Below are 26,536 nucleotides of genomic sequence, written 5' to 3'. Positions count from 1 at the left end.
CAAAAGGACATGTAATGATTATTCCCGCATTAGATTTAATTGAGGGGCAAGTTGTACGTCTATTTCAAGGCGACTACGGACAGGTCACCGAATATAACGTCAACCCGACAGAGCAATTTGCGCTCTACCACCAAGCAGGTGCTAACTGGCTGCACTTGGTTGATTTAACTGGCGCTAAAAACACTCAAGCACGCCAATTGACACTCATTAGTCAATTGCTTGCGAGTACACCAGCCAATGTTCAAATTGGGGGCGGAGTACGCTGCGAACAAGATGTCAGTGATTTACTCCATGCGGGTGCGCAACGGGTGGTTATTGGCTCAACCGCCGTTAAGCAACCAGAAAGGGTTAAAGGTTGGATCAAAAAATACGGTGCAGAGCATATTGTATTAGCCCTTGATATTAATATTGATAACAACGGCAACCGTATTGTTGCGGTATCAGGCTGGCAAGAAGACTCAGGTGTCACCATTGAAACGCTACTTGAAGACTTTCTAAAAGTAGGATTAAAACACGTATTGTGTACTGATATTTCACGCGATGGCACACTCACAGGTTCAAACGTCGAATTGTATGTTGATTTATGCCGTCAATATCCACAAGTCCAATTTCAATCATCGGGCGGCATTGGCTCACTTGATGATATTGCCGCACTCAAAGGTTCAGGCGTGGCTGGCGTCATTGTGGGTCGCGCATTATTAGACGGTAAGTTTACCGCTGAACAAGCGTTTACGTGCTGGAATAGCTAAGGAGAACACATGTTAGCTAAACGTATTATTCCTTGTTTAGATGTCCGTGATGGTCAGGTTGTAAAAGGCGTCCAATTTCGTAATCACGAAATCATTGGCGACATCGTACCGCTGGCAAAACGTTACGCTGAAGAAGGTGCAGATGAACTGGTTTTCTATGATATTACCGCCTCAAGCGATGGCCGAGTCGTTGATAAAAGCTGGGTATCTCGCGTTGCAGAAGTGATTGATATTCCATTTTGTGTTGCTGGAGGTATTAAATCAACGGCCGATGCAAGCCGTATCCTTCAATTTGGTGCCGATAAAATCTCGATTAACTCCCCTGCACTTGCAAACCCCACTTTAATTTCTGAGCTTGCTGATAAATTTGGGGTGCAATGTATCGTTGTCGGTATCGATTCTTACTTTGACGCTGAAACTGGTCAATATCAGGTGTATCAATTTACGGGTGATGAACAGCGCACGCAAGCGACTCAATGGCAAACACGTGATTGGGTACAAGAAGTCCAACGGCTTGGTGCGGGTGAAATCGTATTAAATATGATGAACCAAGACGGCGTGCGTAACGGTTACGACTTAGATCAACTCAATATGGTACGCAGTGTCTGTAACGTGCCTTTAATTGCTTCTGGTGGCGCAGGTGAAATGTCACACTTTCGTGATGCCTTTCAACTTGCCAATGTTGATGGTGCACTGGCAGCATCAGTCTTCCATAAACAAATCATTAATATCGATGAGTTAAAGCACTACCTAAAACAACAACAGCTGGAGATTCGACTATGAGTTTAACAACATCTATTGATTGGGAAAAAGTAGCCGGATTGATCCCTGCTATTATTCAAGATAATAACAGTGGCCAAGTATTAATGCTGGGCTACATGAATGATGAAGCACTGGCTAAAACTTTAGCCACAGAACACGTGACTTTTTGGTCACGCACTAAAAACCGTTTATGGACCAAAGGTGAAACATCAGGCAACGTCTTACACCTAAAAAGTATTAAGCTCGATTGCGATCAAGATACATTATTAGTCCAAGTCGATCCGATGGGTCCTACTTGTCACTTAAACACCACTAGTTGTTTTGGTAATGATGACACGACTAATACTCAACCTGCTTTGGTGTTCCTGCATCAACTTGAGCAAATCTTGGCTGATCGTAAAGGTGCTGATCCTGATTCCTCTTACACCGCTAGCCTCTATGCTCGTGGCACCAAGCGTATATCACAGAAAGTGGGCGAAGAAGGGGTTGAGGTCGCGCTTGCGGCAACGTCGGGTGATAAAGCAGAATTAATTTGTGAATCAGCCGATCTTATTTATCACTTATTAGTTCTATTGCAAGATCAGAATCTCACCCTTGAAGATGTTATTAATAAACTTAAACAACGCCATCAACAATAATGATCAATCGCTATTAATATACGGCATGATTTTTCATCACTCATAAAAAAAGGAAGCCATGCTTCCTTTTTTATTCATTTAAATGCGAATTAAAGCCCTAACGCTTCTTTATAATGCGCACGGCACATTGATACATAAAGATCATTACCGCCAATTTCAACTTGATTACCACCAGCAATTGCATTACCTGCAGCATCTTGACGAATCACCATATTCGCTTTACGGCCACAATGACAAATCGTTTTTAACTCAACTAACTTATCTGCCCATGATAATAGATAACGGCTACCTTCAAATAATTCACCAAGAAAATCAGTGCGTAGCCCATAACATAAAACAGGGATGTCTAATTTATCAACCACCTCAGTTAATTGATAAACTTGTTCTTTAGTTAAAAATTGGCTTTCATCAATTAATACGCAATCAATTTTACCTGCATTAGAAAAGTTGATTAATATCTGATAAAAATCATCTGTCGAATTAAATAATTCAGCATCTTCCTGTAAACCAATTCGAGAGCTAACTTTACCTTTACCAAAACGATCATCAATCGCTGCCGTAAAAATAATTGGCGTCATGCCTCGCTCACGGTAATTAAATGATGATTGTAATAGTGTGGTCGATTTCCCAGCGTTCATTGCTGAGTAATAGAAATACATCTGGGCCATTAGCTTTCCTAGTCATACTAATTACATTTAAAAATCGCGAAGATGCTACATAAAATCACCACCAATGAAAAGCACATATATCAACAACGGCTATTATTATTATAAAAAAAACCAGTTGAAAATCATTAACTGGTTCAATTTGAACCCATTAGGTTATTTTAATAACGTGCAACATTAATCTTATGCAGTACCTTTTAATGGTCGACTCGATAACCAAGCTAAGAAGAAACACATCAATACAAATGCAACTAAGGCGACTAAAAATGCTAATACTAATGAATCAGTAATACCTAATATTAAAAATCCAATCGTGGAGATAACCGCTACAGATAAAGCATAAGGCAATTGAGTCGCAACGTGATCAATATGATGACAACGAGCACCTGTCGATGACAATATAGTGGTATCAGAAATTGGAGAACAATGATCGCCAAATACTGACCCTGCTAATACACTGGCTAACATTGGCAACATTAAACTGATTTCAGTCGCACCTGCGAGATCGCCAGCAATAGGCAACATAATTCCAAATGTACCCCATGAGGTTCCGGTTGAAAATGCCATAATGCCTGATAATAAAAACAGGATCATTGGCAGTAAAGCTGGATTAATATTACCTTGAACAAGCGTTGATAAATATTGACCTGTTTTCATATCACCAATAACACTACCAATACTCCATGCAAATAATAAAATCAAAATGGCACCAAACATTGATTTCGCACCAACCCATAAAGTATTACCAACATCTTGATAAGAAATACGCTGACGAAAAACAGGGACAATAGCGGCAACTAAACCAAATGCACCACCTAGACATAATGCTTCACCAACATTAGTATTTTCAAAAGCACCTAATAATGCAAACGGTTTACCTTCTGCTGCTAGCACCTGATAACCGGTAAACACCATAAAAAAGAACGTCGCAATAATAAGAATAATAATCGGCCACACTAAATCACCAATACGGCCATATTGACTCTCTTTAATATCAAGCTCTTCAGTTAAATCTTTAGCCTGTTCATCAACATCACCGCCTACATCAGTGCCTCGACCATGACAAGCCGCTATTTCATGCTTTCTCATCGGGCCAATATCCCACTGGAACCATGACACCACAAACACCATTGCTAATGCGAAAATAGCATAAAAATTCATTGGCGCTAATGTCATAAAAGCACTTAATGGCGTATATTCAGTAACACCATGTGTGACCAATATGCCGCCAATCAAAGTAATAATATATGCGCCCCAGCTTGATGCAGGCATTAATACACACATAGGGGCTGCCGTAGAATCAAGAATATAAGCTAATTTTGAACGTGACACTTGAAAGCGGTCTGTCACAGGACGAGCAATAGAGCCAACAGCAAGACTATTAAAATAGTCATCAACAAAAATGAAGACCCCTAAAAAAGCCGCTAAAAGTTTTGCCCCACGTTTGGTTTTTATTTTTGTCTGTGCCCACTCAGCAAAAGCACGTGTTCCACCAGAAAGCGTTAATAATGCAGTGGTCATCCCCAGTAATATTAAAAACAGCACAATACTCATATTCCAAGTATTGATACCATTATCAGCAATAAATAACCCTTTGATTGATGTAGCAAGATAACCTACTGTATTGATAAAAGAAAAATCATTAAGAAATAATGCGCCAAGTACAACACCGGTACCTAAAGACAATAAAACTCTACGGGTTAAAATCGCTAAACCAAGCGCGACTAATGGTGGAATAATGGATGTTAGTGAGTGAGAGTAATCTATCAAAATTTATAATCTCTATGACAACCAATGATGGTTGGAGATCTACTGCTTGATATAACCATAATGTCATATCACTTTGAGTATAAGGAAAGATGGTTAGCCTCTCTAACCTCAACAGTAGTACTCCATAATTATATTTTTATCTACTATGGTGGTATTACACTTATTCAATGTAACCTCAGTAAGACTATTTAATATCAATTTCTTACGTTGACATTGATTCACTGCACTAATAATCACATTCATATTAGTTATTGATAAATAATGCACCTCAGCTCTTATCATAAAGGAATGGAAAAATTATTCCACTCAAAAAACCAATTGCGCAACAACTAGAGCCACAATTATTAACAATAAAGATTGTAAATAAATAAGTAACGACCATAAACAATCAATAATAACGAAGTGGTATAACATTTTAAAATTTATTAGCATTTAACATATAAAGTTTAGTAACAATATCTAAAACTATTTAGCTTGTGTTTATACATTTAATGAAGAATTATTTTATAAATAGCCTTATTGTTCAAACATAACTATTTTTCAAATAAAGAAATGATTAAAATGTTTTACACATAATGTATAAAAGTATTACTATTGCAAAAAATGTTTTAATGCTGCTATTATTATTTACAGTTAATTAAAAATAACAGGAAATATAAAATGTCTGATGCAATGAAAGCGCTTTTAAACCTTCGAAGCCTACGCGCACTTTCGCGTGAATATACACTAGAGCAACTTGAAGAAGCGTTAGATAAACTAACAACAGTTGTTACTGAACGTTCTGATGCTGAAGCTGAAGAACAAGCAAAAGAAACTGAGCGCAATGAAAAACTGACTCAGTATCGTGAAATGCTATTAGCTGACGGTATTGACCCTGAAGAATTATTAGCAAGTTTAGCAAAAGCACCAAAAACAAAGCGTGCAACTCGTCCTGCTAAATATAAATTCATCGATGAAAATGGCGATGAAAAAACATGGACAGGTCAAGGCCGTACACCTAGTGCACTAAAGAAAGCATTAGATGAAGGCCAACCTCTTGAAGAATTTGAAATCTAATTCATTAGATTAAATAAAAAAGCCTAAACTATTTAGGCTTTTTTTATATCTAAAATTAATACTATGATGACTATTCTGCTCGTAATTATTCTTAGTAAGAATAAAGTATTTATATTCGTTAAATAATGTAAATAAAAAGCCAGACATTAATGACTAACTTTTTAAGCATTACTAAAACTTACTATAAGCTAATAATAATTATTTTATTGAATACGATCGGCTAATGCACTCACAGCCAAAGCAAAATAATGCGAACGATTCCACTTAAGTAATGTTCGATAGTTTTCATAAATTAGATATGACTTACCTTCTCCGCCATCAGGCTGAATTAACCATGCTTGAATCTCTGCATTAGGTAATATGCCATTATTATTACTCATTACACCTAATTGTTGCCACTGAGCTAATGTTTTACCTTTTTCAATTTCGGTGCCTTCATAAGTATCGGCCAATACTTGTGATAACTTAACTGGACGCCCCCAAGTGTATTCACTGTTCCATCCTGAGAGTTTTAAATAATTTGCAGCAGAAGCAAAAACATCGGCCTTCGTATTCCAAATGTCCGCTTTGCCATCACCATTACCATCAACAGCATAAGTCAGATAAGAGGTTGGCATAAACTGACACTGCCCCATAGCGCCAGCCCAAGAACCTTTCATGTCATCAATAGTAATATGACCATCTTGTAATATTTCTAATGCCGCCATGACCTGTTTGCGAAACAGAGCCTCACGGCGGCCATCATAAGCTAATGTCGCTAATGCTTCGATAACATGGTAGTTACCTTGAATTTTACCAAAATTACTTTCTACGCCCCATAAAGCAACAATAAACCGTGGTTGAACACCATACTGCTGACCAATTCGTTCTAGTGCCACTTTATTTTGTTGATAAAGACGATTAGCTTGCTTTACTTTCCAATCAGGTACTGCACGAATAATATATTGCTCTAATGACAGTTTTTTCTCAGGTTGATTCTTATCTGCTTTAACTGCATGAGCTGTATATTTAATACCGTTAAATGCCGCCCCAATTATCGGCTCTGAAATACCTTTTTCACGCGCTTCTACTTTTAATTTGTCTACGTAGGCATCGAATCCTTCTTCGTTAGCAAAAGCCGAAAAAGACACCCCGATTCCGATGGCAACAAAAATCGATATCAAACGTTTATGCATAATAACCTTATATCTTATTTAGCGGCTTGATCAGCCTTATATTGTTCTAATAAATTAATCACTGGTGGTGGCACTTGTAAATAAAAACCGATAGTACGTAATGCCTCTTTTACTTTTTCAACATCAGCCAAAGCCAATGTTCTACCTTCTAACTTGATTACCATAACAAATTGAGGTTTACCAAAGGTCGACATTAATTGTGCGGGTATGTCCGCAAAATCATCTTTCTTATTAATGTAGAGATAAGTATTGTCTTTTTTTAAGCTTTTGTAGATTGAACACAACATATAATTAGCCTATTTCATTTATGCGCCATACATTTCAGAGTACGATTACAAGCAATCATTCACTATTGACTCAGTTTTAAGTAAATAGTGTGAGAAGTTTGTCTGAAAAACCAACGTCAACGCAAGGATAGCTTGCCCCTAACCGCGAGTAAATATACCATGCTAGTACCTTTGTGATAATGAACTAAATGGTTAATTTAAAATCTTAGCCATAATATACCTATGACCAAGATAGCTGAACTAAAAGGGAGCTCGTTCACGCTCTCTGCTCTTCATTTAGTTGATAATGACATTAGTAAAGTAACTAATCAGCTAAAAGATAAAGTTGAACTCGCTCCAAATTTTTTTGCTTCGGCACCTATTGTTATTGATATATCACAAGTTAATACTGATATTAACTTTGAACAGTTAAAAGCTGGAATTATCGATGCAGGAATGATACCTGTCGGTATTGGTGGCTGTAAAAATAAAACACAGCAAACACAAGCAAAAGCAGCTGGTTTTGCTATTATGAATGCGGCAAGACCAGTTAAAGACGAGCCATCTGAATTTTTAGCTGAAACATTAGATACTCCAGTAAATACAGATAAAGAACCAACGTTAATTATTCGTACTCCGGTTCGTTCCGGACAACAAATTTATGCTCGTAATCGTGATCTCGTTATTCTTAGTAATGTCAGTGCTGGTGCGGAAATTCTTTCCGATGGTTGTATCCATATTTATGGCACGCTACGCGGTCGCGCTATTGCAGGCGCCAGTGGTGAAAAAAGTGCGACAATTTTCTGTCAAAACTTACAATCTGAACTAATTTCTGTTGCAGGAAACTACTGGCTGAGTGATAACATTCAGGAAGAGTTTTGGGGCAAAGGTGTTGTCATATCTCTTGAAGACAATAATCTCAGTATAGAGCACCTAGCTTTATAAAAGTTTTAAGAAGGAATTGAGTAAATGACACGAATTATCGTTGTTACCTCAGGTAAAGGCGGCGTTGGTAAAACAACATCAAGTGCCGCTCTTGCATCTGGTCTAGCACTGAGCGGTAAAAAAACTGCAGTTATCGATTTTGATATCGGCCTGCGTAACCTCGATCTCATTATGGGTTGTGAACGCCGTGTCGTTTACGATTTCGTTAATGTTATTAATGGTGAAGCAAATTTAAGCCAAGCGCTGATCAAAGATAAGCGCGTTGATAATCTATTTGTATTGCCGGCCTCACAAACACGCGACAAAGATGCATTGTCTCGTAATGGTGTTGAAAAAGTATTCAAAGAACTAACAAAAATGGGTTTCGATTTTATTATCTGTGACTCACCAGCAGGTATTGAAACTGGCGCATTAATGGCACTGTATTTTGCAGATGAAGCCATTGTAACCACGAACCCTGAAGTCTCTTCAGTACGTGACTCAGATCGTATTCTAGGTATTCTAGATTCGAAGTCTCGTCGTGCAGAAAAAGGCCGAGAACCTGTTAAACAACACCTCTTACTTACACGTTACAATCCTGCACGCGTAAACCAAGGTGAAATGCTAAGTGTACAAGATGTTGAAGAAATCCTTCATATCCCACTACTTGGTGTTATTCCAGAAAGCCAAGCAGTATTAAATGCATCCAATAAAGGTGAACCCGTTATCTTTGATAAAGGTTCCGATGCAGGACTAGCCTATGAAGACACAGTTGCCCGTCTACTTGGTGAAGAGCGTCCTTTCCGTTTCTTAGAAGAAAAGAAAGGCTTCCTAAAACGTCTATTTGGAGGCTAATTGACCATGGCCCTGCTCGAGTTTTTTCGTCCTAAAAGAGCGAAAACTGCAAATGTAGCAAAGGAACGGCTACAAATTATTGTTGCTGAAAGACGTAGTGCTGGACAGAAATCTCCAGCCTACCTTCCACAGCTAAAACGCGATATTTTAGCTGTTATCAGTAAATATGTTCAAATTAACCCAGAACATGTTTCAGTAAATCTAGACCATAATGGTGATGAGTTATCGGTACTAGAACTTAACGTCACCTTACCTGACGAAGAAAAATAAAAAAGCCTCGCTAAGTCTTACTTAGCGGGGCTTTTTATTGTCTATTTTTTATTATCTATAATAGTACGGCACTTACACTATGGCAGTACAACATCTATTTCTCATCAAGTATCGCTAATGCTCGCGCTTCAAATAAAGGCTTTCGCCAGTTTTTAAGCATTTCAGGACGTTTTTCATCGGCTCGTTGATGTTTCCATGCCCATGATAATAATTGATGAATCTGTTTTTTAGACGCTAAAAATTCAGGCGCTAACCCTGTCTTTAACTCAACATCTGTTACGACATCTTTTAAACGCTTAACCATCTGCTTATAGCCTGGAAAATCGACTAAACGTTCGATTTTTTGCGGATAATTTTTAGAATCAATCGCATCACAATCATGCACCATTTTCAATAAACGGTTACAGTGACGCTGAATCTCCATCGGCTCAAAGCCTTCCTTTTCCATCACTGAACGAGATTTAATTTCTAAATGCGCAAGTTTCCACAAATGTAATTCTTTAACAATAAAGTTAAGGGCAATATCACGCTTTCTCGCTTCGCGCACACGCCAAGCTGCCAATTGCTGCAATATCGCTAACTGTTTTGGTGTTAACTGCCAAGCATTCTTAATATCAAGATACGCTTTATTAGGATCAAGCACTCGTGTTCGACGTAACATGATCGCATTACATTCTTGCTGTAACGCTTCCATATACCCTGCCGCTTCAACTTTCGCTAATAACGTTTCATATAAGGGTTTAAGATAATGCACATCCGCCGCCGCATAATCGAGTTGCTTGTCGGTTAACGGTCGAGCTAGCCAATTAGTACGCGCTTCGCCTTTATCAAGTTCAACCCCTACGTACTCTTTAACTAACGCTCCAAACCCCGTTGAAATACCATGACCAAGAAAAGCAGCCATAATTTGGGTATCAAGCATCGGTACGGGTAAACAGCCAGCATGATGCAGAAAGACTTCAAGATCTTCACCACAAGCATGCAGCACTTTAATCACAGATTGATCACGTAATAATGCCCATAACGGTTCCATATCTTCAACGTTAAGTGGATCAATCAGTGATAAATACTCACCATCAAACATTTGAATCAGACCTAAACGAGGGTAAAGCGTTCGTGTACGTACAAATTCAGTATCAAGCATAACAGCTGTATGCTGACGAGCTAACTCACACCGTAGGCGAAGCTGCTCAGTTGTTGTAACAATCTCGAAATTCACAATGTACCTTTTTTATGACAGAACGACCCATTTTTAGAGCCAATTAAATATTTTATAGTAAAATGCCGGCATAAAAGCCGGCATTAGATACGTGCTAGCACAATCAGTTTCTACTATTTTATCAAACCGACATTATATTATGTCAGTAAAGATATTATTTCGTGGTTTGTTGTGCTTTTTTGTCTGACTCTTCACGCAAGACGCGGCGTAGAATTTTACCTACATTCGTCTTTGGCAATTCATCCATAAATTCAACAATTTTAGGGATCTTATAGCCAGTTAAATACTGTCGACAATAGGTGATTAATTCATCTCGCGTTAAACTATCATCACGTTTAACGACACAAAGTTTAACCACTTCACCAGACACTTCATGTGCTTGGCCGATAGCTGCAACTTCAAGCACCTTATCGTGCAGTGCTACCACATCTTCAATTTCATTCGGGTAAACGTTAAATCCAGACACTAAAATCATGTCTTTCTTACGGTCAACAATATGCAAAAAACCTTCATCGTCAAATTTGACGATATCACCAGTAGAAAGCCAACCATCGTCGCTTAATACTTCTTTGGTGGCTTCTGGATGCTGCCAATAACCTTTCATGACCTGAGGGCCACGAACTTGTAGCTCACCCACTTGATCAATACCAACCACATTACCTTCATCATCAACCATTCGTACTTCCGTTGATGGTACGGGTAAGCCAATAGATCCATTATAGTAGGTTAAGTTATACGGGTAAGCAGCAACTAACGGTGAGCACTCGGTTAAACCATAACCTTCCAGTAAATAATTACCGGTAATTTTTTGCCACTTTTCAGCTACCGCGCGTTGAACTGCCATTCCACCACCCACTGAAAGGTGAAGGTTACTAAAATCTAATTTATGGAAGTCTTTATTATTTACTAACGCATTAAATAAGGTATTTACGCCAGTAATGGCAGAAAACTGATAGCGTTGTAATTCTTTGATGAACGTTGGAATATCACGAGGATTTGTGATCAATAGGTTTTGTCCACCCATTTCCAACAATAATAAGCAGTTAACCGTCAATGCAAATACATGGTATAACGGCAGAGCAGTCACGATTAATTCACGCCCTTCCGTCAGCACTGGACCATAAGCCCCTTTTGCCTGCATAACGTTAGACACCATATTATGGTGAGTTAGAATAGCACCTTTAGCAACGCCAGTTGTACCACCCGTGTATTGCAAAAATGCCATGTCATCGCCAGTAATCAATGGCTTAACATATTGCATTCGGCGCCCTTTGCGCAAAGCAATACGCATCGAGGTTGCATGAGGCAAATGGTATGACGGTACCATCTTTTTAATGTATTTCACCACAAAGTTAACTAATGTTCCCTTTGGACGAGATAATTGATCGCCAAGACTAGTCAAAATAACATGTTTAACACAGGTCTTTTTAGCCACAGCTTCTAGCGTATGTGCAAAATTAGATACAATAACAATCGCTTTCGCGCCAGAATCGTTCAGTTGATGTTCTAATTCTCGCGGCGTATAAAGCGGATTAACATTTACAACCACACAGCCTGCACGCAAAATACCAAATAATGCAATCGGATATTGCAATAAATTCGGCATCATAACGGCAACACGGTCACCTTTTTGAAGCTTAAGCTCATTTTGTAGGTATGCAGAAAATGCACGGCTACGCTCTTCCAACTTACGGAAGGTCATGACCTGCCTGCCCCATGTTGATAAATGCCGTTTGATCTGCGTATTTACGTACAGATTGCTCAAACAAGTCGACCAAAGATGAATATTCATCCGGGTTAATTTCTGCCGGTACATCGTCCGGATAGCGGCTAAGCCAAACCTTATCCACGTGCACTCTCCTTATAATTAGACTGCGGTGTATGTCTATAAATTAACAAAACTATAATGATATAAATAAAGCAAATATTCGCATTACAGCATATTTAACTATTGATTAGAATTTGATAGTGCCACCATGATTTCAACGTTTGAAACCAAACATAAAACTCAATACCTAATCGAATGAAGTGGGGATAAATGTTCGAATATGACGATAAACATCATTCGAGCTTTGTAAATGACAATGATGTCCCCCTGACACCACCACTTGAGTAAAGTTGTTAATATCTGATCCATTACCATCACATTGACGCATGGCAGCATATCCTTTATCACCAATAATGGATAAAACTGGCGCTTGAATATTACTTAGCAAAGCCTGTGCGTGTTGTTGTGCCATTCGATATAACGAATCACAACGTAAACGAGGATCATGACGCCAATACCAACGTCCATCACGTTCGATTATCGCTCTCTTAACTACGGCATCAAGTAATGATACCGGCAATCGGTTAACCGTAGCACGAAGCGTAAGCGCCTCAGCAAAGGTCGCCATCGAACGCTGTTTTAAACGTAGTTGTTGTTGACGATAACGTTGTCGACTAACAATTCCCATCCGTAACCGTTCCACTGTCATTTTAGGTGGATCAACTAACGGTGACAATCCTTCAATTAATACAATTTTATCGACATATTCAGGAAATGTCGCGGCATAACACCCCGCCACAATAGCCCCTAACGAATGACCAATAATATGCACTTTTTCAGTTTTAAGTTGAATAATCACTTGATGTAAGTCATCAATGTAATCAATGAAGTGATAATAATTGTCAGCACTTTTATAATCAGATTTGCCATGACCTGGCCAATCAAAAGCAATAACATCATAATCAACAATTAACAACGGCCATAATAATGCAAACGTAGCGGCATTATCTTGCCAACCATGTAATAACACTAATAGCGGTTTTGACGTTAACCTTGCCGTCGTTATATCAACGTTACTACAAGCAGCAAGGTTATACTCGGCTAACGTTAGCGTTATCTCTTTCATGATAGTTATAGTACTACTCGTTCAACAATTCGGCCGTTAACCCCGAAATTAGACATCATTAAATCATTACCCCATCGATCACAATTAAAGGAATAACAAGGTTGATGCATCCAAAAAGGATCATTCAATTGTACCTGCTGTTGTACTTGCCATAATTGCTCACCTGACACGTGTACTACCGGAAAAATATAAGGGTATTGACCTATCTTTCCTTTTTCATCACCAGAAAATTGCCCAACAACGGTCAATAAACGTCCTTTTGTATATTCAAGCGGCTCTAAAAAACCATGAATATACGCAATAAATCGCCCTTGTGATGGTGAATGTAGTATTGGACGGCCATCAGCAGTTAATGGCATCGCAACCATTTCAATACGTGTTTGCAGCTGTTCATTACGAATCGAAGCAATAACACCACCTAAGCGTATCTCTTTACCTTGATTCGCCTGAGGGTGTTGTAAAATAACCGTTAAATCAGTTATAGGATCTTTAGATTTCGTTACTAACGTTGCAGGTAAGCTCGCGCAGCCTACCATAAACACTAATATCCCCCCAAGAAATAGCTTACTAAACATCTAAAACCCCCATACATTTGTTTAATAACTCAACAAAAAATAACATATCTCACGGTTTAACTCTCAAATTAACCTCGATAGTACTTAATGTTATATCGTCAAAATACAGATAATAAAAGAATTAAGAGAGAAAACAAATGAGGCAACAGCTATCACTGTTGATAGTATAGAAATACGAGTAGTTGCTACTCAATATATAAGTATTGCCGCTGCTATTATTGGATATAGCACCATTATAAATTTATAAATACACGAAGAATGACAAGATAAACTGCCACTCTTCGTATTTATTTATATCGCTAAATCCGTTAATAATATCAACACTGATTGATGGTTGATTCTACTCACGACCTGGCAATTTTTTCCACGTAACAGTATCACGTAAATAAATTGGACTTGCGGCCTCAGCTGTAACGATTTCGCCACGAGCAAAAGCATATTTAGCTAAATACACCATATCTTGTGAATCTGGGTACAGTACACTGCCTAATTGAGCATTAAAGGGTAATTGCGTTAATAGCTCAGGATACGCTTCCCAACCAGTACCTGCAGTCAACCATGTATTGGTATCAGCTTGTACATTAGCCAATAAAACATCAGGAGCAATCACTTGCTCATTACCCAACAATAGCCAATCACCATCGGTTTTACGCTGATATTGTGCCCAGTAAAGCTCACCCATACGTGCATCAATAGCCGTCAAGACATGATCAGCTTGATGTAAACGGAACGAACCTTGCGCCATTGCAGCTAAAGTCGATACGCCAATCATAGGTAAGTTAGCACCAAAGGCTAACCCTTGTGCAATGCCAATACCAATACGAACACCAGTAAAGCTACCCGGACCACGACCATACGCCAAGGCATCAAGCTGCTTTAATTTAATACCAGCATCCGCTAACACAGCATCAATCATAGGTAAAATTTTTGTGGTGTGCTCACGAGGAGCATATTCACAACGAGAAATAACATCATCGCCAATCATTAGCGCGACAGAACAGTTTTCAGTTGCAGTATCTACTGCCAGAATTTTGGTACTCATTCAAGCCTCTGAATGTTGGATATCGTCACTTACGGATACCTGAGTATCGGTTAAGTTTGACAAAAATTCGCTAACCCCTGCAACACTACGCGTGCGCGGAATTGGCGGTAAACTTCTCAAAAATACAGCGCCATAAGCACGAGTGACTAAACGATTATCGCAAATCACTAATACCCCTTTATCTTGAGTATCACGAATCAATCGACCAACACCTTGCTTTAAGGTAATCACAGCATCAGGTACTTGTACCTCAGCAAAGGGATCACCACCGCGTAGGCGACAGTCTTCAATACGTGCTTTTAATAACGGATCATCTGGAGCTGTAAATGGTAATTTATCTATGATAACACAGCTAAGGGCTTGGCCTCTAACATCAATACCTTCCCAAAATGCACCTGTTGCCACTAATAACGCATTACCTCGTTCAAGGTACTCTGCTAACAGCTTTTGCTTACTGGTTTCACCTTGTGCTAATACAGGTAAATCTAGTCGAGCACGAAAGCCTTCAGCAAGATCTCGAACCATTTGATGAGAGGTACAAAGAAAGAAACAGCGTCCATCATTCGCTTCAATTACCGGTGCTAATATTTCAACCAATTTATCAGCTAAACCATAACTATTAGGCTCAGGTAAATGACGAGGCACACACAACAACGCTTGGGTGGCATAATTAAATGGACTTTCTAATGAAAACTGTTGTTTAGGCTGTAATCCTAAACGGTGACTAAAATGGCTAAAATCATCATCAACAGCCAATGTCGCTGAGGTGAAAATCCACGCCCCCTTTTGTTCAGTCATTCGCTCACTAAACTTATCAGCCACAGATAACGGTGTAATATTCAAACTAAATTGACGCGGTGTGCACTCATACCAATATGAATAACCAATAATACTGGTATCTACTACCCGTTTTAAACGCGCTTTTAACAACGTAGCACGTTCAAAAGCCGCATCTAATAACTGACTACGCCCTAACGCTAATTTTAATACATCATAGATTAAATCGAGGGCGTCATTAAGGCGTACCAATTCACGTTGCACCGCTGGTGTTTGCGAAGCTTCTCGCCAATTACCACGAAAACCAGGATCACCTAAAATAATCCGCATTTCAAACGTCGCCTGTTGTAAACGAGCAGCGGCTTTTTGCAATTGGCGCATGTCTTTCGCTTCAGTGCGATAACCAATTTCAATATCTTTTGCGAGTTCAATTAATTGGCGGCTCGATAAGTTTTGACCAAAATATTGACTGGCAATATCTGGCATTTGATGTGCTTCATCAAAAATAAACACTTCTGCTTCGGGGATCAATTCACCAAAACCATTATCCTTCATCGCTAAATCAGCCAGAAATAAATGGTGATTTACCACCACAATATCCGCTTCCATCGCTTTACGGCGCGCTTTTACTACAAAGCAATCATCATAAGACGGGCATTCTCGCCCTAAGCAATTATCATTAGTTGAAGTAATCATTGGGATCACAGGACTATCTTCGGCAATATCTTCACATTCACCGAGATCGCCTGTTTTTGATGAAGATGACCATTGGCGAGTTTTAATTAATAAACTCAGCATAACAGGATCAGAATGATCACCATGACTTTCGGTGATTTGACGACTAAGGCGATCAACACATAAATAGTTTGAACGCCCTTTTAATAATGCCACTCGCCCCGTAAACCCTAATGCATTCGTCATAAAGGGTAAGTCGCGATGAAATAACTGTTCTTGTAAGTTTTTTGAACCCGTACTGATAATGGTTTTCTTACCACTAACTAATGCCGGTACAAGATAAGCAAAGGTTTTACCTGTACCTGTACCCGCCTCAACCACTAATTGTGATTGTTGCTTTATTGCATCAGCCACCGCTTTTGCCATATCAATTTGAGGTTGTCGAGCTTGAAATCCTGGAATGGCTTTATCTAACGCACCACCAGCGGCAAAAAACTTAGCTATCATTTACTTCGCACTATTGGTTATTTATACAGTATCAATACCTCTATTATGCCAATTTTATTACTCGACGACCAGCCATGTCAGAGGCTATTTCGCACGACTAAAACAACACCGCCAATAAACTATTTGACCCCAACACAGTATAAGCGTCATAGTGATAAATTATGATTTTTAGGCGGGGCGCAGCGTTGCCGTCATCAGGAATAGACATGGAAAAGAAAACACTCTTAACGGAATGCCCTGATAATATGGGTCTTATCTCCAAAATTACCAACATATGTCATAAGCACCAACTCAATATTATTAATAATAAAGAGTATGTTGATAACGCTAAAAACCATTTTTTCATGCGGACAGAATTAGAAGGCTATTTTAATGATGAGACGTTACTGGCTGATCTAGACCGCGCATTACCTACGGGAAGTAAGCGTCGAATCATTAGCTCTGAGCGTAAGAAAGTCGTTATCATGGTGACAAAAGAAGCCCATTGCTTAGGCGATATTTTGGTTAAAACCTTTGACGGTTCGCTAGATATAGAGATTGCCGCGGTGGTCGGTAACTACGATAAACTTCAAAATTTAACCGAAAAATTTGATGTACCATTTCACCATGTATCCCATGAAGGACTCACGCGCGAGCAACATGAGACGCAATTACTCGCCGCGGTACAACAATATTCACCTAACTATGTTGTACTAGCAAAATATATGCGCATTCTGACACCAAACTTTGTCGCGCAGTTCCCACATAAAATCATTAATATTCATCACAGCTTTCTACCCGCATTCATTGGGGCAAAACCTTACCAACAAGCTTTTGATCGTGGGGTAAAAATCATTGGAGCAACGGCTCACTTTGTTACCAACGATCTTGATGAAGGCCAAATCATTACTCAAAACGTAATTCCCGTTGATCATACGTTCAGTGCTGAAGAAATGGCAAAATCAGGGCGCGATGTTGAAAAATCAGTATTAAGTAAAGCACTTGGTTTAGTGGTTGATGATCGCGTATTTGTTCACGGCAATCGTACTGTGATCCTTTAACTTACCCACGGTCATCATCCATGACCTATTCGCAACAATAAAAAATGCCAGAGTCTAATGATGTGGCATTTTTACTGCTTCTTTTCATAACAGCCATTCGTTCACAGCAAACAACATTAGTTATTATTATTCACATGTTTATCTTGTTGTTCGCTCGTAATTACTGCCGCTAAAGAATGTGAATGTAATTTAATGCATATATTGCCTTTTTTAAATGCATAAGTCGGATTCGGTAAACGTTCATGCTCACCGGCGGGAGAGCTCGCTTTAACCTTGATCCCTTTATCGGCCAACTGCTGCCAATTTAATGCTGGAAATATTGAACTAATAGACTGTTCTAATTGTTCCAGTGACATCGCATTTCCAGGAATAACAAATTCGACATGCTCCCACCCTTGCTGTGGATAGGTCTTACCATTCGGATACGGTAGCTCTAACGCCTCAATCGTCCACTCCCCCACTTGCAACGGTTTATCAAAACCAATCACTACAATCGGACGCCCATTAATAATCGCTTGTGACCATTCAGTACCATAAGCTAACCATGCTTGATGAAGTTCTAGTGCAATATCCTGTGAATTAACCCGCAATGCAATATGATCTGCTGCATACGATGAGAGAGAAATACCAATCTCATCAGCCAAACAAATAATGCGATTCATAAAGGCTGGTAAATCAGCTAACATTTGTTCTGGATGTAAACCTAATTGTTTCAACTTTTTCATCTTTCACCCCAACCACGTAACATTTAATAAACAAAAGCATAATTACGCATACTTTTCGCATTACAACTGACTAAACGCCCACGAGGTATCCCTCATCAATTGCTGAATTTTGGCTTTATTTTAACCTATTTTAAAAACTTTAAAAAAAATTGCCTGCAATCTCTTTTTCCAGTTGCCAAAGTACCTAACTATGTGGGTATTATTAGGGTAACGCACGCTGCTTATCAAGATATTGGTGTTTAAACTAAAATTAACACTACCATCAAAAAATACTCACGTAGCTTTGGTCGCTTTTTTAGTTAACCAAAAAACACTTTAGCTCCGTGAGTATTTTTAACGGCATATCTTGCTATATGCAGCCGTTTTTGCCATATATATATGATTGGCGTTACAAACGATTAAAGGAACAGCAAGTGAATATTCAAGCACTTATTAATAATAAAGTAGCACAAGCATTAGAAGCTGCAGGCGCACCTGCTGGTAGTCCCGCAGCAGTTCGTCAGTCAGCAAAAGCACAATTTGGTGATTACCAAGCAAATGGTGTAATGGGCGTAGCTAAAAAATTGGGCATGAATCCACGTGAATTTGCTCAAAAAGTTATCGACTGCCTAGAATTAGACGGTATTGCTGAGAAAGTTAAAATTGCAGGCCCTGGTTTTATCAACATCTTCCTTGATAAAGCATGGTTAGCCGCTCGTGGTGAAGAAGCACTAGCAAGTGAGCGTCTAGCGGTTAACGCAGATGAAGCACAAACAATTGTTGTTGACTACTCAGCGCCTAACGTAGCAAAAGAAATGCACGTAGGTCACTTACGTTCAACTATCATCGGTGATGCTGTTGTACGTACTCTAGAGTTTTTAGGCCACAATGTTATTCGTGCTAACCACCTTGGCGACTGGGGTACCCAATTCGGTATGCTTATCGCTAACATGGAGCGTAAAGAAAAAGAAGGTCGCGATGTTTCAATGAACATCAGCGATCTTGAAGGCTTCTACCGTGAATCAAAAGTGCTTTACGATGAAGACGAAGAATTCGGCAAAACAGCACGTAACTTTGTTGTTCGTCTACAAAGTGGCGACGAATACTGCCTTGATAAATGGCGTCAACTTGTTTCTATCACACTGAAGCAAAACCAACGCAACTACGATCGTCTAAGTGTATCTCTAACAGATGCTAACGTAATGGGCGAATCAATGTACAACGACATGCTTGCACCTGTTGTTGCAGATCTTAAACAAAAAGGTCTAGCAGTAGAAAGTGATGGCGCAACGGTTGTTTTCCTTGACGAATACAAGAACAAAGATGGCGACCCTATGGGCGTTATCATCCAAAAACGTGATGGTGGCTACCTATACACTACAACAGATATTGCTTGTGCTAAATACCGTTACGAGCAACTTCATGCGGATCGCGTACTTTACTTTATCGACTCACGTCAGCACCAACACCTAATGATGGCTTGGTCTATCGTACGTAAAGCAGGTTATGTACCTGAAGAAGTATCTTTAGAGCACCACGCATTTGGTATGATGCTAGGTAAAGACGGTCGTCCATTTAAGACTCGTGCTGGTGGTACTGTACGTCTTGCTGATCTTCTTGATGAAGCAGAAGAGCGTGCAAACAAGCTAATCGAAGAGAAAAACCCAGAATTAAGTGCGGAAGAAAAAGCAAAAATTGCAACAACAGTTGCAATGGCTGCGGTTAAGTACTCTGATCTTTCTAAGCATCGTACTACAGACTACATCTTCGATTGGGACAACATGCTAGCATTTGAAGGTAATACAGCACCTTACATGCAGTATGCTTACACTCGTATTGCGTCTATCTTCAAACGTGCGAATGTTGAACTGAAAGATCTAACATTCCCTATCGTTATCAATGACGAAAAAGAACAATCACTATTATCTAAGTTACTTCAATTTGAAGAAGCAGTGCAGTCTGTTGCTCGTGAAGGCCAGCCTCACCTAATGTGTACTTACCTGTTTGAACTTGCAGGTCTGTTCTCTAGCTTCTACGAAGCATGCCCAATTCTTAATGCGGAAGAAGCTGTTAAGCAAAGCCGCTTGAAGTTAGCTCTACTAACGGCTAACACGCTTAAGAAAGGCTTAGATCTACTAGGTATTGAAACACTAGAGCGTATGTAATTACCCTTTATGTGATAGCTACTTATAGCACTAGTGACTTATTGCACTAGTCACTGATTGAAGTAGCAACATAACAAAAAGCCTTCATTCGTGAAGGCTTTTTTAATGCGACAAAATCTAATCATTATTGCCCGAATCGTAATCCACCATCATGTAACCATGTCAGTTCTTGTTTGGTAGATAACCGCCCTTTTACTGCATTTCGATGTGGAAAGCGTCCAAATTCTCTAATTACCTGAAAATGACTATTGGCAAAAGCATAAAAACTGTCAAACACGGCTATATTCTCAAGCTGTACGTTTTTACGTAGTAAATCAAATCGAAATACACTTTCTTCTTGATCTTCTAAATCTTCTGAATGCTCTAACGGTAAATAAAAAAACACACGTTCAATTGACGCAAGTTCAGCATCTTGGTTAAGGGCTAAACCTCGCTTACAAATTGCCAACGCTAATAAATCATAACGAAAAGCCGCATTTAATCCGCGATAAATATTACGTGGAAATTGATCTAATAAAATAATTAAAGCAAGACGACCATGCGCGGTATCACTCCAATGATTAAGCTCACCATTACCCGCCATGCTTACCCACGATTGAAATTGAGAGATAATGTCAGCATCAACCTCAGCCCCACCTAAAAACCATAGTGCATGTTTATTATTCTGGGTCACTTCACCGTTTAGCTCACCAAACCAGTAATCAAGAATAAACTGATACTCAGCTACCATTGTAAGCTCCCCATTAATACACACTTTAACAACATTTTTATTGGATAATCATTATCAATTAAGTAACGATTACGTATCCTTAAAGGATAATACCAATTACGTTAAATTAAGCTTACTATAATAAATATTGCTCAAGCTTGTGAGCTAGAATGTACTGTTAAGGAATAATTACATGAATTTCACTCTTCATCCCCAATTAATGGTAGATACAACAATACTTGGCGATTTACCTTTATCTCGAGTATTACTTGCTAAAGAAGCCCTTGGACCATGGCTTATTTTAGTTCCTCGTTATGAATCGCTACGTGAAATTCACCATTTATCAGAACAAGATCAACAGCAACTTATGCGTGAATCATCAGCAGTTGCCGCCTTGTTAGAGCAAGACTATCAAGCTGAAAAGATCAATATTGGTGCGTTAGGTAATCTTGTGCCTCAACTTCATATTCATCATATCGCGCGTTTTAGTGATGATATTGCATGGCCAGGCCCTGTATGGGGAAATACAAAAGGTATTCAGCGTAGCGAAGAAGTACAGCAAGCTTTGGCAGAAGAATTACGTCAAGAACTGAGCAATATTGCAGGTTTTAGTGCCATTAACGCTTAGTTTTATTACTACTCTTATTATTACAGCACTCTTACATTTGTAGGGTATTTGATATAAAAAAAGCAGCCTGTAGGCTGCTTTTTTAATGGACGCTATTTACTGTTAACGCATAACGGTTACTGACAACTCATTTGCGGCTAAACATCGATACCACACATCTTTAGCTGTTTGGCAGCATTGTGTACTATCGCAGCCCACTAATTCCTTGCCTATTGTTCCTTTTCGAATCCAAACGGCAAGCATCGCATCAACACCGTCTTCAGACATACCAAAATGAATCGCAAGCTGCTTACGACTACTTCGCCCATGCTCGGCAATATACTGTTTTAATTGTTGTAAAATCATTCAAACAATAACCCTTCTAAATGAGATTGCTTTTTACCTTGTCGTTTCATCAACAAGTAAATTCCAACATTAATAATAATGAAGAACGCAATCCAAAACGAACTACTAGCAGGATGTTGTGTAAAATCTGCAATTTGATAGAACAATGATGCAAAAGTATATGCCAATAGCATTGTCCAGCCTGCAATAAAGCCCGCAAACTTCTTACCAAACTCACGCACATACGCGCCCATAGCTGCCGCACATGGCGTATAAAGCAGAATGAATATCAAATAAGACATTGCTGCTGCGCCACTAACAAAACGTGATTGAATATTACCGTAAACAGATTGATCAACACCTTGCTCTTCAGCAACCGTCGTTTGGTTTTCAAGACTACCTACTTTAATACCAAGAGGATCACTAAAACTTAGTGCTGCAAGATTATCACCAATAGAAGCAACCGCCTCTTTCAAGCTTCCAACAAGATCATACTCTTCGCTATTACCATTCAGCGCCGGAGCATATAAACTATTAAGCGTACCGACTACGGCCTCTTTAGCAAAAATACCCGTAATAATACCTACGGTTGCGGGCCAGTTATCGGCTTTAACACCAATAGGTTCTAATACTGGAGTGATCACTTGTGCGGCATGTGATAATACTGATTTTGACGTATCTTCATTACCAAATGAGCCATCAGTACCTAACGAATTGAAGAAACTTAAAATTGTCACTACAACGACAATCGTTTTACCCGCACCAAATACAAAACGTTTTAGCTTCTGCCATGTTTTAATAACAACATTACGCATTGTTGGTAATTCATAGTTCGGCATTTCCATGATAAAGCTATCACTAGAGCCTGGGTAAAGCGTATTACGTAAAATCAAGCCGGTCATTACTGCAGCAACAATACCTAAGATATATAAAGCAAAAACAACATTCTGACCATTATCAGGAAAGAAAGCCGCTGCAAATAATGCATAAACAGGCAAACGTGCACCACATGACATAAACGGTGCCATTGCTGCTGCCAGTTTACGTTCACGCTCTTGTTCTAAAGTACGTGTTGCCATTATTGCGGGTACGTTACAACCAAAACCAAGTACCAACGGCACAAACGCTTTACCCGGTAAGCCTACTTTTTGCATCACTTTATCAAGTACAAAAGCGGCACGTGCCATGTAACCTGAACTTTCTAATACAGCAAGGAAAAGGTATAGACAGGCAATTACAGGAATAAAGGTCGCAACAGTTTGAATACCACCACCAACACCATTCGCAATAATAGTTACTAACCACACGGGTAAATGGTTATCTAATAAATAGTGACCACCATCAACTAAAATTGCACCGAAACTAATATCAAAAAAGTCTATAAATGCACTACCCACGTTAATTGCAAACATGAACATCACGTACATTACTAAGAAGAAAAATGGGATACCAATAGCACGGTGTAGTAATACGCTGTCAATTTTATCAGTTAAACTATGGCTTAAACGACCTTCTTGACGACGAACCTTTTGACACAATTGATGTAAAAAAGTGTATCGCACATCCGCAACTTGAATATCAGGATCAACCAGTTCCAGCATTTTACTACGAATAGTACAGGCTTGTTGCTTATGTTCTTCTGATAACGTGTAAATAACTAACGTATCATTTTCTAACACTCTAATTGATTGAGCGCGAGGATTTAGTTTTTCATCATGAAGAAATAAGGGTTTTAATTGTTCAACCGCCGCTTCAAAATCATCACCATAATCTAGTGAAAAATCAGAAACAATAACCCCTTGAATTAGCATTTTATGAAGTTTAGATTTAAATTCGCCAATTCGTTCCATGTTATTAGCAGATAATGCAACAACCGGACAACCTAATGCTTTTTCTAATGCTTTAAGATCTAATACCTGTTGTTGACGCTTCAATACATCCATTTTATTAAGCACAACCACCATTGGTCGACCTAATTCACGCAGTTGTAACGTCATGTATAAACTACGTTCAAGCGATGACGCATCAACAACGTTAATAATAATATCGGCTGGTGTTGTTAAAATTGCTCGGGATGCAATTGCTTCATCAAGACTGTTAGCATCGTTAGCACTATCAAGGTTATAAATGCCGGGAAGATCGGTAAGAGAGAAATCATCACCATTATGTTGATAGAAACCAGTCTTCTTTTCAACAGTGACACCAGCCCAGTTACCCACCTGCTGTTTTGAACCTGTTAGTCCATTAAACAATGTTGTTTTACCGCTATTCGGGTTACCAACGGTAAGAATGTCATATTGCATTATTTAACCTCAACTTCTATATCTTCAGCAATTTTTTTGCGGATTGCAATGTCAACACCACGCACTCGTACCTGAAGAGGATCACCTAATGGTGCTAAACGAATAACAGTAATTTCTGTATGTGGTAATAACCCCATAACCATTAATTTTTTACGCGTTACTACAGGTAACGCAGACATATTAATCACTGTACCGCTGTGACCACACGACATATCTGACAGTTTCATAACTAAATGGCTACCTTAATAAGAATTATTTACATTACGATATGGAGGATTTTACACTTTGATACGAAATTAGTCTTGTCTTAAATCAATTATTTCATGCCTGAACTTAAATAATAGTTATCACTTATTAAGTGTACTATTTTGACATAAATAACCAATAATTTAGCATTTTTATTACTTATCATTTGTTTTTAACGCCAACAAAAAAAGCGTACCTTTCGATACGCTTTTAAGAATAACTTTTTATATTTATTTTAACTTGGCATTTTTATGTTTAATTGCTTTTTATACGCTTTAACATTACGCATAAATTGAGTTCGAGTGCTACCTCTTAGCGGCTCGGCTTGTGGCAACGGCACTTTCATTGCATTGACTGGTCGCCCATTCTTGAGTAATTCAAAATGTAAATGTGGTCCTGTTGAGCGCCCAGTATTACCACTTTTTGCAATCCGTTGTCCCATTTTAACTTTATCGCCCACGTTGACTTGGCGTTTACTTAAATGCAAATAACGAGTCACATATTCACGCCCATGTTTGATCACAATATAGTTGCCCGCGAGCGAGTGATACTGTGATTTAACCACCACTCCATCACCAGCAGCGAGAATAGTAGTGCCAACAGGAACCGCAAAATCAGTACCATTATGTGGCGAGCGACGTTTGGTGATCGGATGTAGACGATTTGGATTAAATGATGAACTAATTCGGTATGATTTAAGCGTTGGTATCCGTTTAAAACCACGGTTCAAACTACGCGCATCTTGATCATAAAATTGGTCATCAGCCCCACGAACAATAAATATTGAATGTCCTCGACGTTGGCTTTTATAGTAAAATGCATTAATTTTACCTTTACCCACCGCTTTACCATCAATAAATTCACGATCTAATACCACCCCAAATGAGTCACCTTTATGCGCATCGCGACCAAGGTTCATCTTCCACTGTAACGCTTTAACTACATTACCAATTTGGGTTGGCGTTAACCCTGCATCATGTGCAGAATTATAAAAACTACCCGAGACACGTCCAGTTAATATCACTGGCTTAATATCACCTTTTTGTTCAACTTCTTTATAGGTATACCCTTTTTTAGTTAGGGTATAAGTATCCGTCACTTTTTTACTACGAATAATACTCAGCGAAGTCAACTTACCATCAGCATCAACTTCCCATTCTAATACTTGTCCTACACGTAACTGTTGTACTGATTTATTAGCATCAATTAAACGGTACATCTCTGATATAGGTAAACCATATTGAGAAAATATAGCCCCTCAGGTTTCCCCAGATGAAACTCGATGTTTAGATTCTGTTTCTGCGTGGGCTTGTACTAATTGTTGTTCAATTTCATCTTTTGGAGCCTGAAATTGAGGATCATTTTGATCTAAAGATGCACCCAGAGGTTCACTCTCGGATTCTGACAACTCAAGCCCCGTAAGATTAATTGGCACACTAATCGGGGCTGGCTTTTTAAAACTGGGGAAAGGGATTGTATGTTTAGATGGCTGCCATGCAATAGCAGCCACCATTAAAACAGTGGTTGAGAATAACGCAATTTTATGCTGCAGCGATAACATCTTCAATGATGCAACCGTAGCGATATAATATTTCATG

The 26,536-nt window shown here is 39.0% G+C and carries 24 protein-coding genes, 2 pseudogenes and 1 riboswitch; of the genes and pseudogenes, 10 read left to right on the top strand and 16 right to left on the bottom strand.

Annotated features, from left to right (window positions below):
- Nucleotides 1-14 precede the first annotated feature (14 nt).
- Genes hisA through hisIE form a run of 3 tightly spaced genes read left to right on the top strand, consistent with a single transcriptional unit; the run spans nucleotide 15 to nucleotide 2,149 of the window.
- Complete coding sequence (hisA, locus tag GLP24_RS03160) at nucleotides 15-749, top strand: 1-(5-phosphoribosyl)-5-[(5-phosphoribosylamino)methylideneamino]imidazole-4-carboxamide isomerase (RefSeq protein ID WP_045039295.1); 735 nt, start codon at nucleotides 15-17, stop codon at nucleotides 747-749.
- 9 nt (nucleotides 750-758) lie between these two features.
- Nucleotides 759-1,532 carry an imidazole glycerol phosphate synthase subunit HisF gene (gene hisF, locus GLP24_RS03155; RefSeq protein WP_045037282.1) on the top strand — a complete coding sequence of 258 codons (774 nt, stop codon included), beginning with the start codon at nucleotides 759-761 and terminating at the stop codon, nucleotides 1,530-1,532.
- Nucleotides 1,529-2,149 (top strand): bifunctional phosphoribosyl-AMP cyclohydrolase/phosphoribosyl-ATP diphosphatase HisIE, encoded by a 621-nt coding sequence (hisIE, locus tag GLP24_RS03150; protein ID WP_232574818.1) that lies wholly within the window; start codon nucleotides 1,529-1,531, stop codon nucleotides 2,147-2,149. The genes hisF and hisIE overlap by 4 nt, the downstream gene beginning before the upstream one ends.
- Nucleotides 2,150-2,238: 89 nt before the next feature.
- On the opposite strand, the gene GLP24_RS03145 is transcribed toward hisIE, so the two are convergent.
- Together GLP24_RS03145 and GLP24_RS03140 are read right to left on the bottom strand one after the other, a co-directional pair.
- Entirely contained in the window at nucleotides 2,239-2,817 is a 579-nt protein-coding gene (locus GLP24_RS03145) for a thymidine kinase (RefSeq protein ID WP_101767150.1), read from the bottom strand.
- Nucleotides 2,818-2,997: 180 nt separating this feature from the next.
- Entirely contained in the window at nucleotides 2,998-4,587 is a 1,590-nt protein-coding gene (locus GLP24_RS03140; protein WP_101767151.1) for a Na+/H+ antiporter NhaC family protein, read from the bottom strand.
- 104 nt (nucleotides 4,588-4,691) lie between these two features.
- Nucleotides 4,692-4,864, bottom strand: a riboswitch (Lysine riboswitch).
- A 380-nt stretch (nucleotides 4,865-5,244) separates the two neighbouring features.
- On the opposite strand from GLP24_RS03140, the gene GLP24_RS03135 reads away from it, so the two are divergent.
- On the top strand, nucleotides 5,245-5,640 hold the full coding sequence (locus GLP24_RS03135) for an H-NS family histone-like protein (RefSeq protein WP_101767152.1): 396 nt from the start codon (nucleotides 5,245-5,247) through the stop codon (nucleotides 5,638-5,640).
- Nucleotides 5,641-5,843: 203 nt separating this feature from the next.
- On the opposite strand, the gene GLP24_RS03130 is transcribed toward GLP24_RS03135, so the two are convergent.
- The gene (locus GLP24_RS03130; RefSeq protein WP_232614204.1) at nucleotides 5,844-6,815 is read right to left on the bottom strand and encodes a lytic murein transglycosylase; all 972 of its coding nucleotides are present in this window, start codon (nucleotides 6,813-6,815) and stop codon (nucleotides 5,844-5,846) included.
- 14 nt (nucleotides 6,816-6,829) lie between these two features.
- Nucleotides 6,830-7,102: a YcgL domain-containing protein gene (locus GLP24_RS03125; RefSeq protein WP_101767154.1), complete on the bottom strand. Its 273-nt coding sequence runs from the start codon at nucleotides 7,100-7,102 to the stop codon at nucleotides 6,830-6,832.
- A 222-nt stretch (nucleotides 7,103-7,324) separates the two neighbouring features.
- Between GLP24_RS03125 and minC the strand changes: the two genes are divergently transcribed.
- Genes minC through minE form a run of 3 tightly spaced genes read left to right on the top strand, consistent with a single transcriptional unit; the run spans nucleotide 7,325 to nucleotide 9,130 of the window.
- A complete protein-coding gene (gene minC / locus GLP24_RS03120) occupies nucleotides 7,325-8,026 on the top strand; it encodes a septum site-determining protein MinC (RefSeq protein ID WP_101767155.1) in 702 nt (233 codons plus the stop codon).
- Between the two features lie 24 nt (nucleotides 8,027-8,050).
- Nucleotides 8,051-8,860, top strand: a complete 810-nt coding sequence (gene minD, locus GLP24_RS03115; RefSeq protein ID WP_101767156.1) for a septum site-determining protein MinD — start codon at nucleotides 8,051-8,053, stop codon at nucleotides 8,858-8,860.
- 6 nt (nucleotides 8,861-8,866) lie between these two features.
- Nucleotides 8,867-9,130, top strand: a complete 264-nt coding sequence (gene minE, locus GLP24_RS03110) for a cell division topological specificity factor MinE (protein ID WP_045026762.1) — start codon at nucleotides 8,867-8,869, stop codon at nucleotides 9,128-9,130.
- Nucleotides 9,131-9,224: 94 nt separating this feature from the next.
- Here the strand turns inward: minE and rnd are convergent, their stop codons facing one another.
- From rnd to GLP24_RS03080, 6 genes and pseudogenes are all read right to left on the bottom strand, one after another.
- A complete protein-coding gene (gene rnd, locus GLP24_RS03105; protein WP_232615506.1) occupies nucleotides 9,225-10,349 on the bottom strand; it encodes a ribonuclease D in 1,125 nt (374 codons plus the stop codon).
- Nucleotides 10,350-10,503: 154 nt separating this feature from the next.
- A pseudogene (gene fadD, locus GLP24_RS03100) lies at nucleotides 10,504-12,199 on the bottom strand (long-chain-fatty-acid--CoA ligase FadD).
- 165 nt (nucleotides 12,200-12,364) lie between these two features.
- Nucleotides 12,365-13,243, bottom strand: coding sequence for an alpha/beta hydrolase (locus GLP24_RS03095; protein WP_232615505.1), 879 nt, complete (start codon nucleotides 13,241-13,243; stop codon nucleotides 12,365-12,367).
- Between the two features lie 5 nt (nucleotides 13,244-13,248).
- Nucleotides 13,249-13,818 carry a Slp family lipoprotein gene (locus tag GLP24_RS03090; protein ID WP_101767160.1) on the bottom strand — a complete coding sequence of 190 codons (570 nt, stop codon included), beginning with the start codon at nucleotides 13,816-13,818 and terminating at the stop codon, nucleotides 13,249-13,251.
- 340 nt (nucleotides 13,819-14,158) lie between these two features.
- Complete coding sequence (gene tsaB / locus GLP24_RS03085) at nucleotides 14,159-14,860, bottom strand: tRNA (adenosine(37)-N6)-threonylcarbamoyltransferase complex dimerization subunit type 1 TsaB (protein ID WP_101767161.1); 702 nt, start codon at nucleotides 14,858-14,860, stop codon at nucleotides 14,159-14,161.
- Nucleotides 14,861-16,819: an ATP-dependent DNA helicase gene (locus GLP24_RS03080; protein WP_101767162.1), complete on the bottom strand. Its 1,959-nt coding sequence runs from the start codon at nucleotides 16,817-16,819 to the stop codon at nucleotides 14,861-14,863. It lies immediately after the preceding gene.
- A gap of 206 nt (nucleotides 16,820-17,025) precedes the next feature.
- Between GLP24_RS03080 and purU the strand changes: the two genes are divergently transcribed.
- Nucleotides 17,026-17,859 (top strand): formyltetrahydrofolate deformylase, encoded by an 834-nt coding sequence (purU, locus tag GLP24_RS03075; RefSeq protein ID WP_101767163.1) that lies wholly within the window; start codon nucleotides 17,026-17,028, stop codon nucleotides 17,857-17,859.
- A gap of 116 nt (nucleotides 17,860-17,975) precedes the next feature.
- On the opposite strand, the gene GLP24_RS03070 is transcribed toward purU, so the two are convergent.
- Nucleotides 17,976-18,584 (bottom strand): VOC family protein, encoded by a 609-nt coding sequence (locus GLP24_RS03070; protein WP_152652913.1) that lies wholly within the window; start codon nucleotides 18,582-18,584, stop codon nucleotides 17,976-17,978.
- A 413-nt stretch (nucleotides 18,585-18,997) separates the two neighbouring features.
- On the opposite strand from GLP24_RS03070, the gene argS reads away from it, so the two are divergent.
- Nucleotides 18,998-20,728 (top strand): arginine--tRNA ligase, encoded by a 1,731-nt coding sequence (gene argS, locus GLP24_RS03065; RefSeq protein WP_232615504.1) that lies wholly within the window; start codon nucleotides 18,998-19,000, stop codon nucleotides 20,726-20,728.
- Between the two features lie 124 nt (nucleotides 20,729-20,852).
- Here argS and GLP24_RS03060 read toward each other — a convergent pair whose 3' ends face one another.
- Nucleotides 20,853-21,458, bottom strand: a complete 606-nt coding sequence (locus GLP24_RS03060) for a DUF924 family protein (RefSeq protein WP_101767166.1) — start codon at nucleotides 21,456-21,458, stop codon at nucleotides 20,853-20,855.
- 172 nt (nucleotides 21,459-21,630) lie between these two features.
- Between GLP24_RS03060 and GLP24_RS03055 the strand changes: the two genes are divergently transcribed.
- Nucleotides 21,631-22,065, top strand: coding sequence for an HIT domain-containing protein (locus tag GLP24_RS03055; RefSeq protein WP_232576807.1), 435 nt, complete (start codon nucleotides 21,631-21,633; stop codon nucleotides 22,063-22,065).
- A 102-nt stretch (nucleotides 22,066-22,167) separates the two neighbouring features.
- On the opposite strand, the gene GLP24_RS03050 is transcribed toward GLP24_RS03055, so the two are convergent.
- The 4 genes and pseudogenes from GLP24_RS03050 to mepM form a co-directional block, all read right to left on the bottom strand.
- Nucleotides 22,168-22,410 (bottom strand): FeoC-like transcriptional regulator, encoded by a 243-nt coding sequence (locus GLP24_RS03050; protein ID WP_101767168.1) that lies wholly within the window; start codon nucleotides 22,408-22,410, stop codon nucleotides 22,168-22,170.
- A complete protein-coding gene (gene feoB, locus GLP24_RS03045; RefSeq protein ID WP_152652914.1) occupies nucleotides 22,407-24,692 on the bottom strand; it encodes a Fe(2+) transporter permease subunit FeoB in 2,286 nt (761 codons plus the stop codon). Before feoB ends, GLP24_RS03050 begins: the two co-directional genes overlap by 4 nt.
- Nucleotides 24,692-24,919: a FeoA family protein gene (locus tag GLP24_RS03040; protein WP_101767170.1), complete on the bottom strand. Its 228-nt coding sequence runs from the start codon at nucleotides 24,917-24,919 to the stop codon at nucleotides 24,692-24,694. Before GLP24_RS03040 ends, feoB begins: the two co-directional genes overlap by 1 nt.
- Before the next feature lie 254 nt (nucleotides 24,920-25,173).
- Nucleotides 25,174-26,535 (bottom strand): annotated as a pseudogene (mepM, locus tag GLP24_RS03035) (murein DD-endopeptidase MepM).
- Between the last annotated feature and the right edge of the window lies 1 nt (nucleotide 26,536).

Origin of the sequence: Photobacterium carnosum, from assembly GCF_021236965.1 — a bacterium.
Classification (GTDB): Bacteria; Pseudomonadota; Gammaproteobacteria; order Enterobacterales; family Vibrionaceae; genus Photobacterium; species Photobacterium carnosum.
This window is presented reverse-complemented; position numbering and strand designations above follow the sequence as displayed.

Bases quoted from the DNA above. Each gene is read 5' to 3' on its own strand.
- hisA (WP_045039295.1), top strand. From the start codon at position 15: ATGATTATTCCCGCATTAGATTTAATTGAGGGGCAAGTTGTACGTCTA.
- hisF (WP_045037282.1), top strand. From the start codon at position 759: ATGTTAGCTAAACGTATTATTCCTTGTTTAGATGTCCGTGATGGTCAG.
- hisIE (WP_232574818.1), top strand. From the start codon at position 1,529: ATGAGTTTAACAACATCTATTGATTGGGAAAAAGTAGCCGGATTGATC.
- GLP24_RS03145 (WP_101767150.1), bottom strand. From the start codon at position 2,817: ATGGCCCAGATGTATTTCTATTACTCAGCAATGAACGCTGGGAAATCG.
- GLP24_RS03135 (WP_101767152.1), top strand. From the start codon at position 5,245: ATGTCTGATGCAATGAAAGCGCTTTTAAACCTTCGAAGCCTACGCGCA.
- GLP24_RS03130 (WP_232614204.1), bottom strand. From the start codon at position 6,815: ATGCATAAACGTTTGATATCGATTTTTGTTGCCATCGGAATCGGGGTG.
- GLP24_RS03125 (WP_101767154.1), bottom strand. From the start codon at position 7,102: ATGTTGTGTTCAATCTACAAAAGCTTAAAAAAAGACAATACTTATCTC.
- minC (WP_101767155.1), top strand. From the start codon at position 7,325: ATGACCAAGATAGCTGAACTAAAAGGGAGCTCGTTCACGCTCTCTGCT.
- minD (WP_101767156.1), top strand. From the start codon at position 8,051: ATGACACGAATTATCGTTGTTACCTCAGGTAAAGGCGGCGTTGGTAAA.
- minE (WP_045026762.1), top strand. From the start codon at position 8,867: ATGGCCCTGCTCGAGTTTTTTCGTCCTAAAAGAGCGAAAACTGCAAAT.
- GLP24_RS03095 (WP_232615505.1), bottom strand. From the start codon at position 13,243: ATGAAAGAGATAACGCTAACGTTAGCCGAGTATAACCTTGCTGCTTGT.
- GLP24_RS03090 (WP_101767160.1), bottom strand. From the start codon at position 13,818: ATGTTTAGTAAGCTATTTCTTGGGGGGATATTAGTGTTTATGGTAGGC.
- tsaB (WP_101767161.1), bottom strand. From the start codon at position 14,860: ATGAGTACCAAAATTCTGGCAGTAGATACTGCAACTGAAAACTGTTCT.
- GLP24_RS03080 (WP_101767162.1), bottom strand. From the start codon at position 16,819: ATGATAGCTAAGTTTTTTGCCGCTGGTGGTGCGTTAGATAAAGCCATT.
- purU (WP_101767163.1), top strand. From the start codon at position 17,026: ATGGAAAAGAAAACACTCTTAACGGAATGCCCTGATAATATGGGTCTT.
- GLP24_RS03070 (WP_152652913.1), bottom strand. From the start codon at position 18,584: ATGAAAAAGTTGAAACAATTAGGTTTACATCCAGAACAAATGTTAGCT.
- GLP24_RS03060 (WP_101767166.1), bottom strand. From the start codon at position 21,458: ATGGTAGCTGAGTATCAGTTTATTCTTGATTACTGGTTTGGTGAGCTA.
- GLP24_RS03055 (WP_232576807.1), top strand. From the start codon at position 21,631: ATGAATTTCACTCTTCATCCCCAATTAATGGTAGATACAACAATACTT.
- GLP24_RS03050 (WP_101767168.1), bottom strand. From the start codon at position 22,410: ATGATTTTACAACAATTAAAACAGTATATTGCCGAGCATGGGCGAAGT.
- feoB (WP_152652914.1), bottom strand. From the start codon at position 24,692: ATGCAATATGACATTCTTACCGTTGGTAACCCGAATAGCGGTAAAACA.
- GLP24_RS03040 (WP_101767170.1), bottom strand. From the start codon at position 24,919: ATGAAACTGTCAGATATGTCGTGTGGTCACAGCGGTACAGTGATTAAT.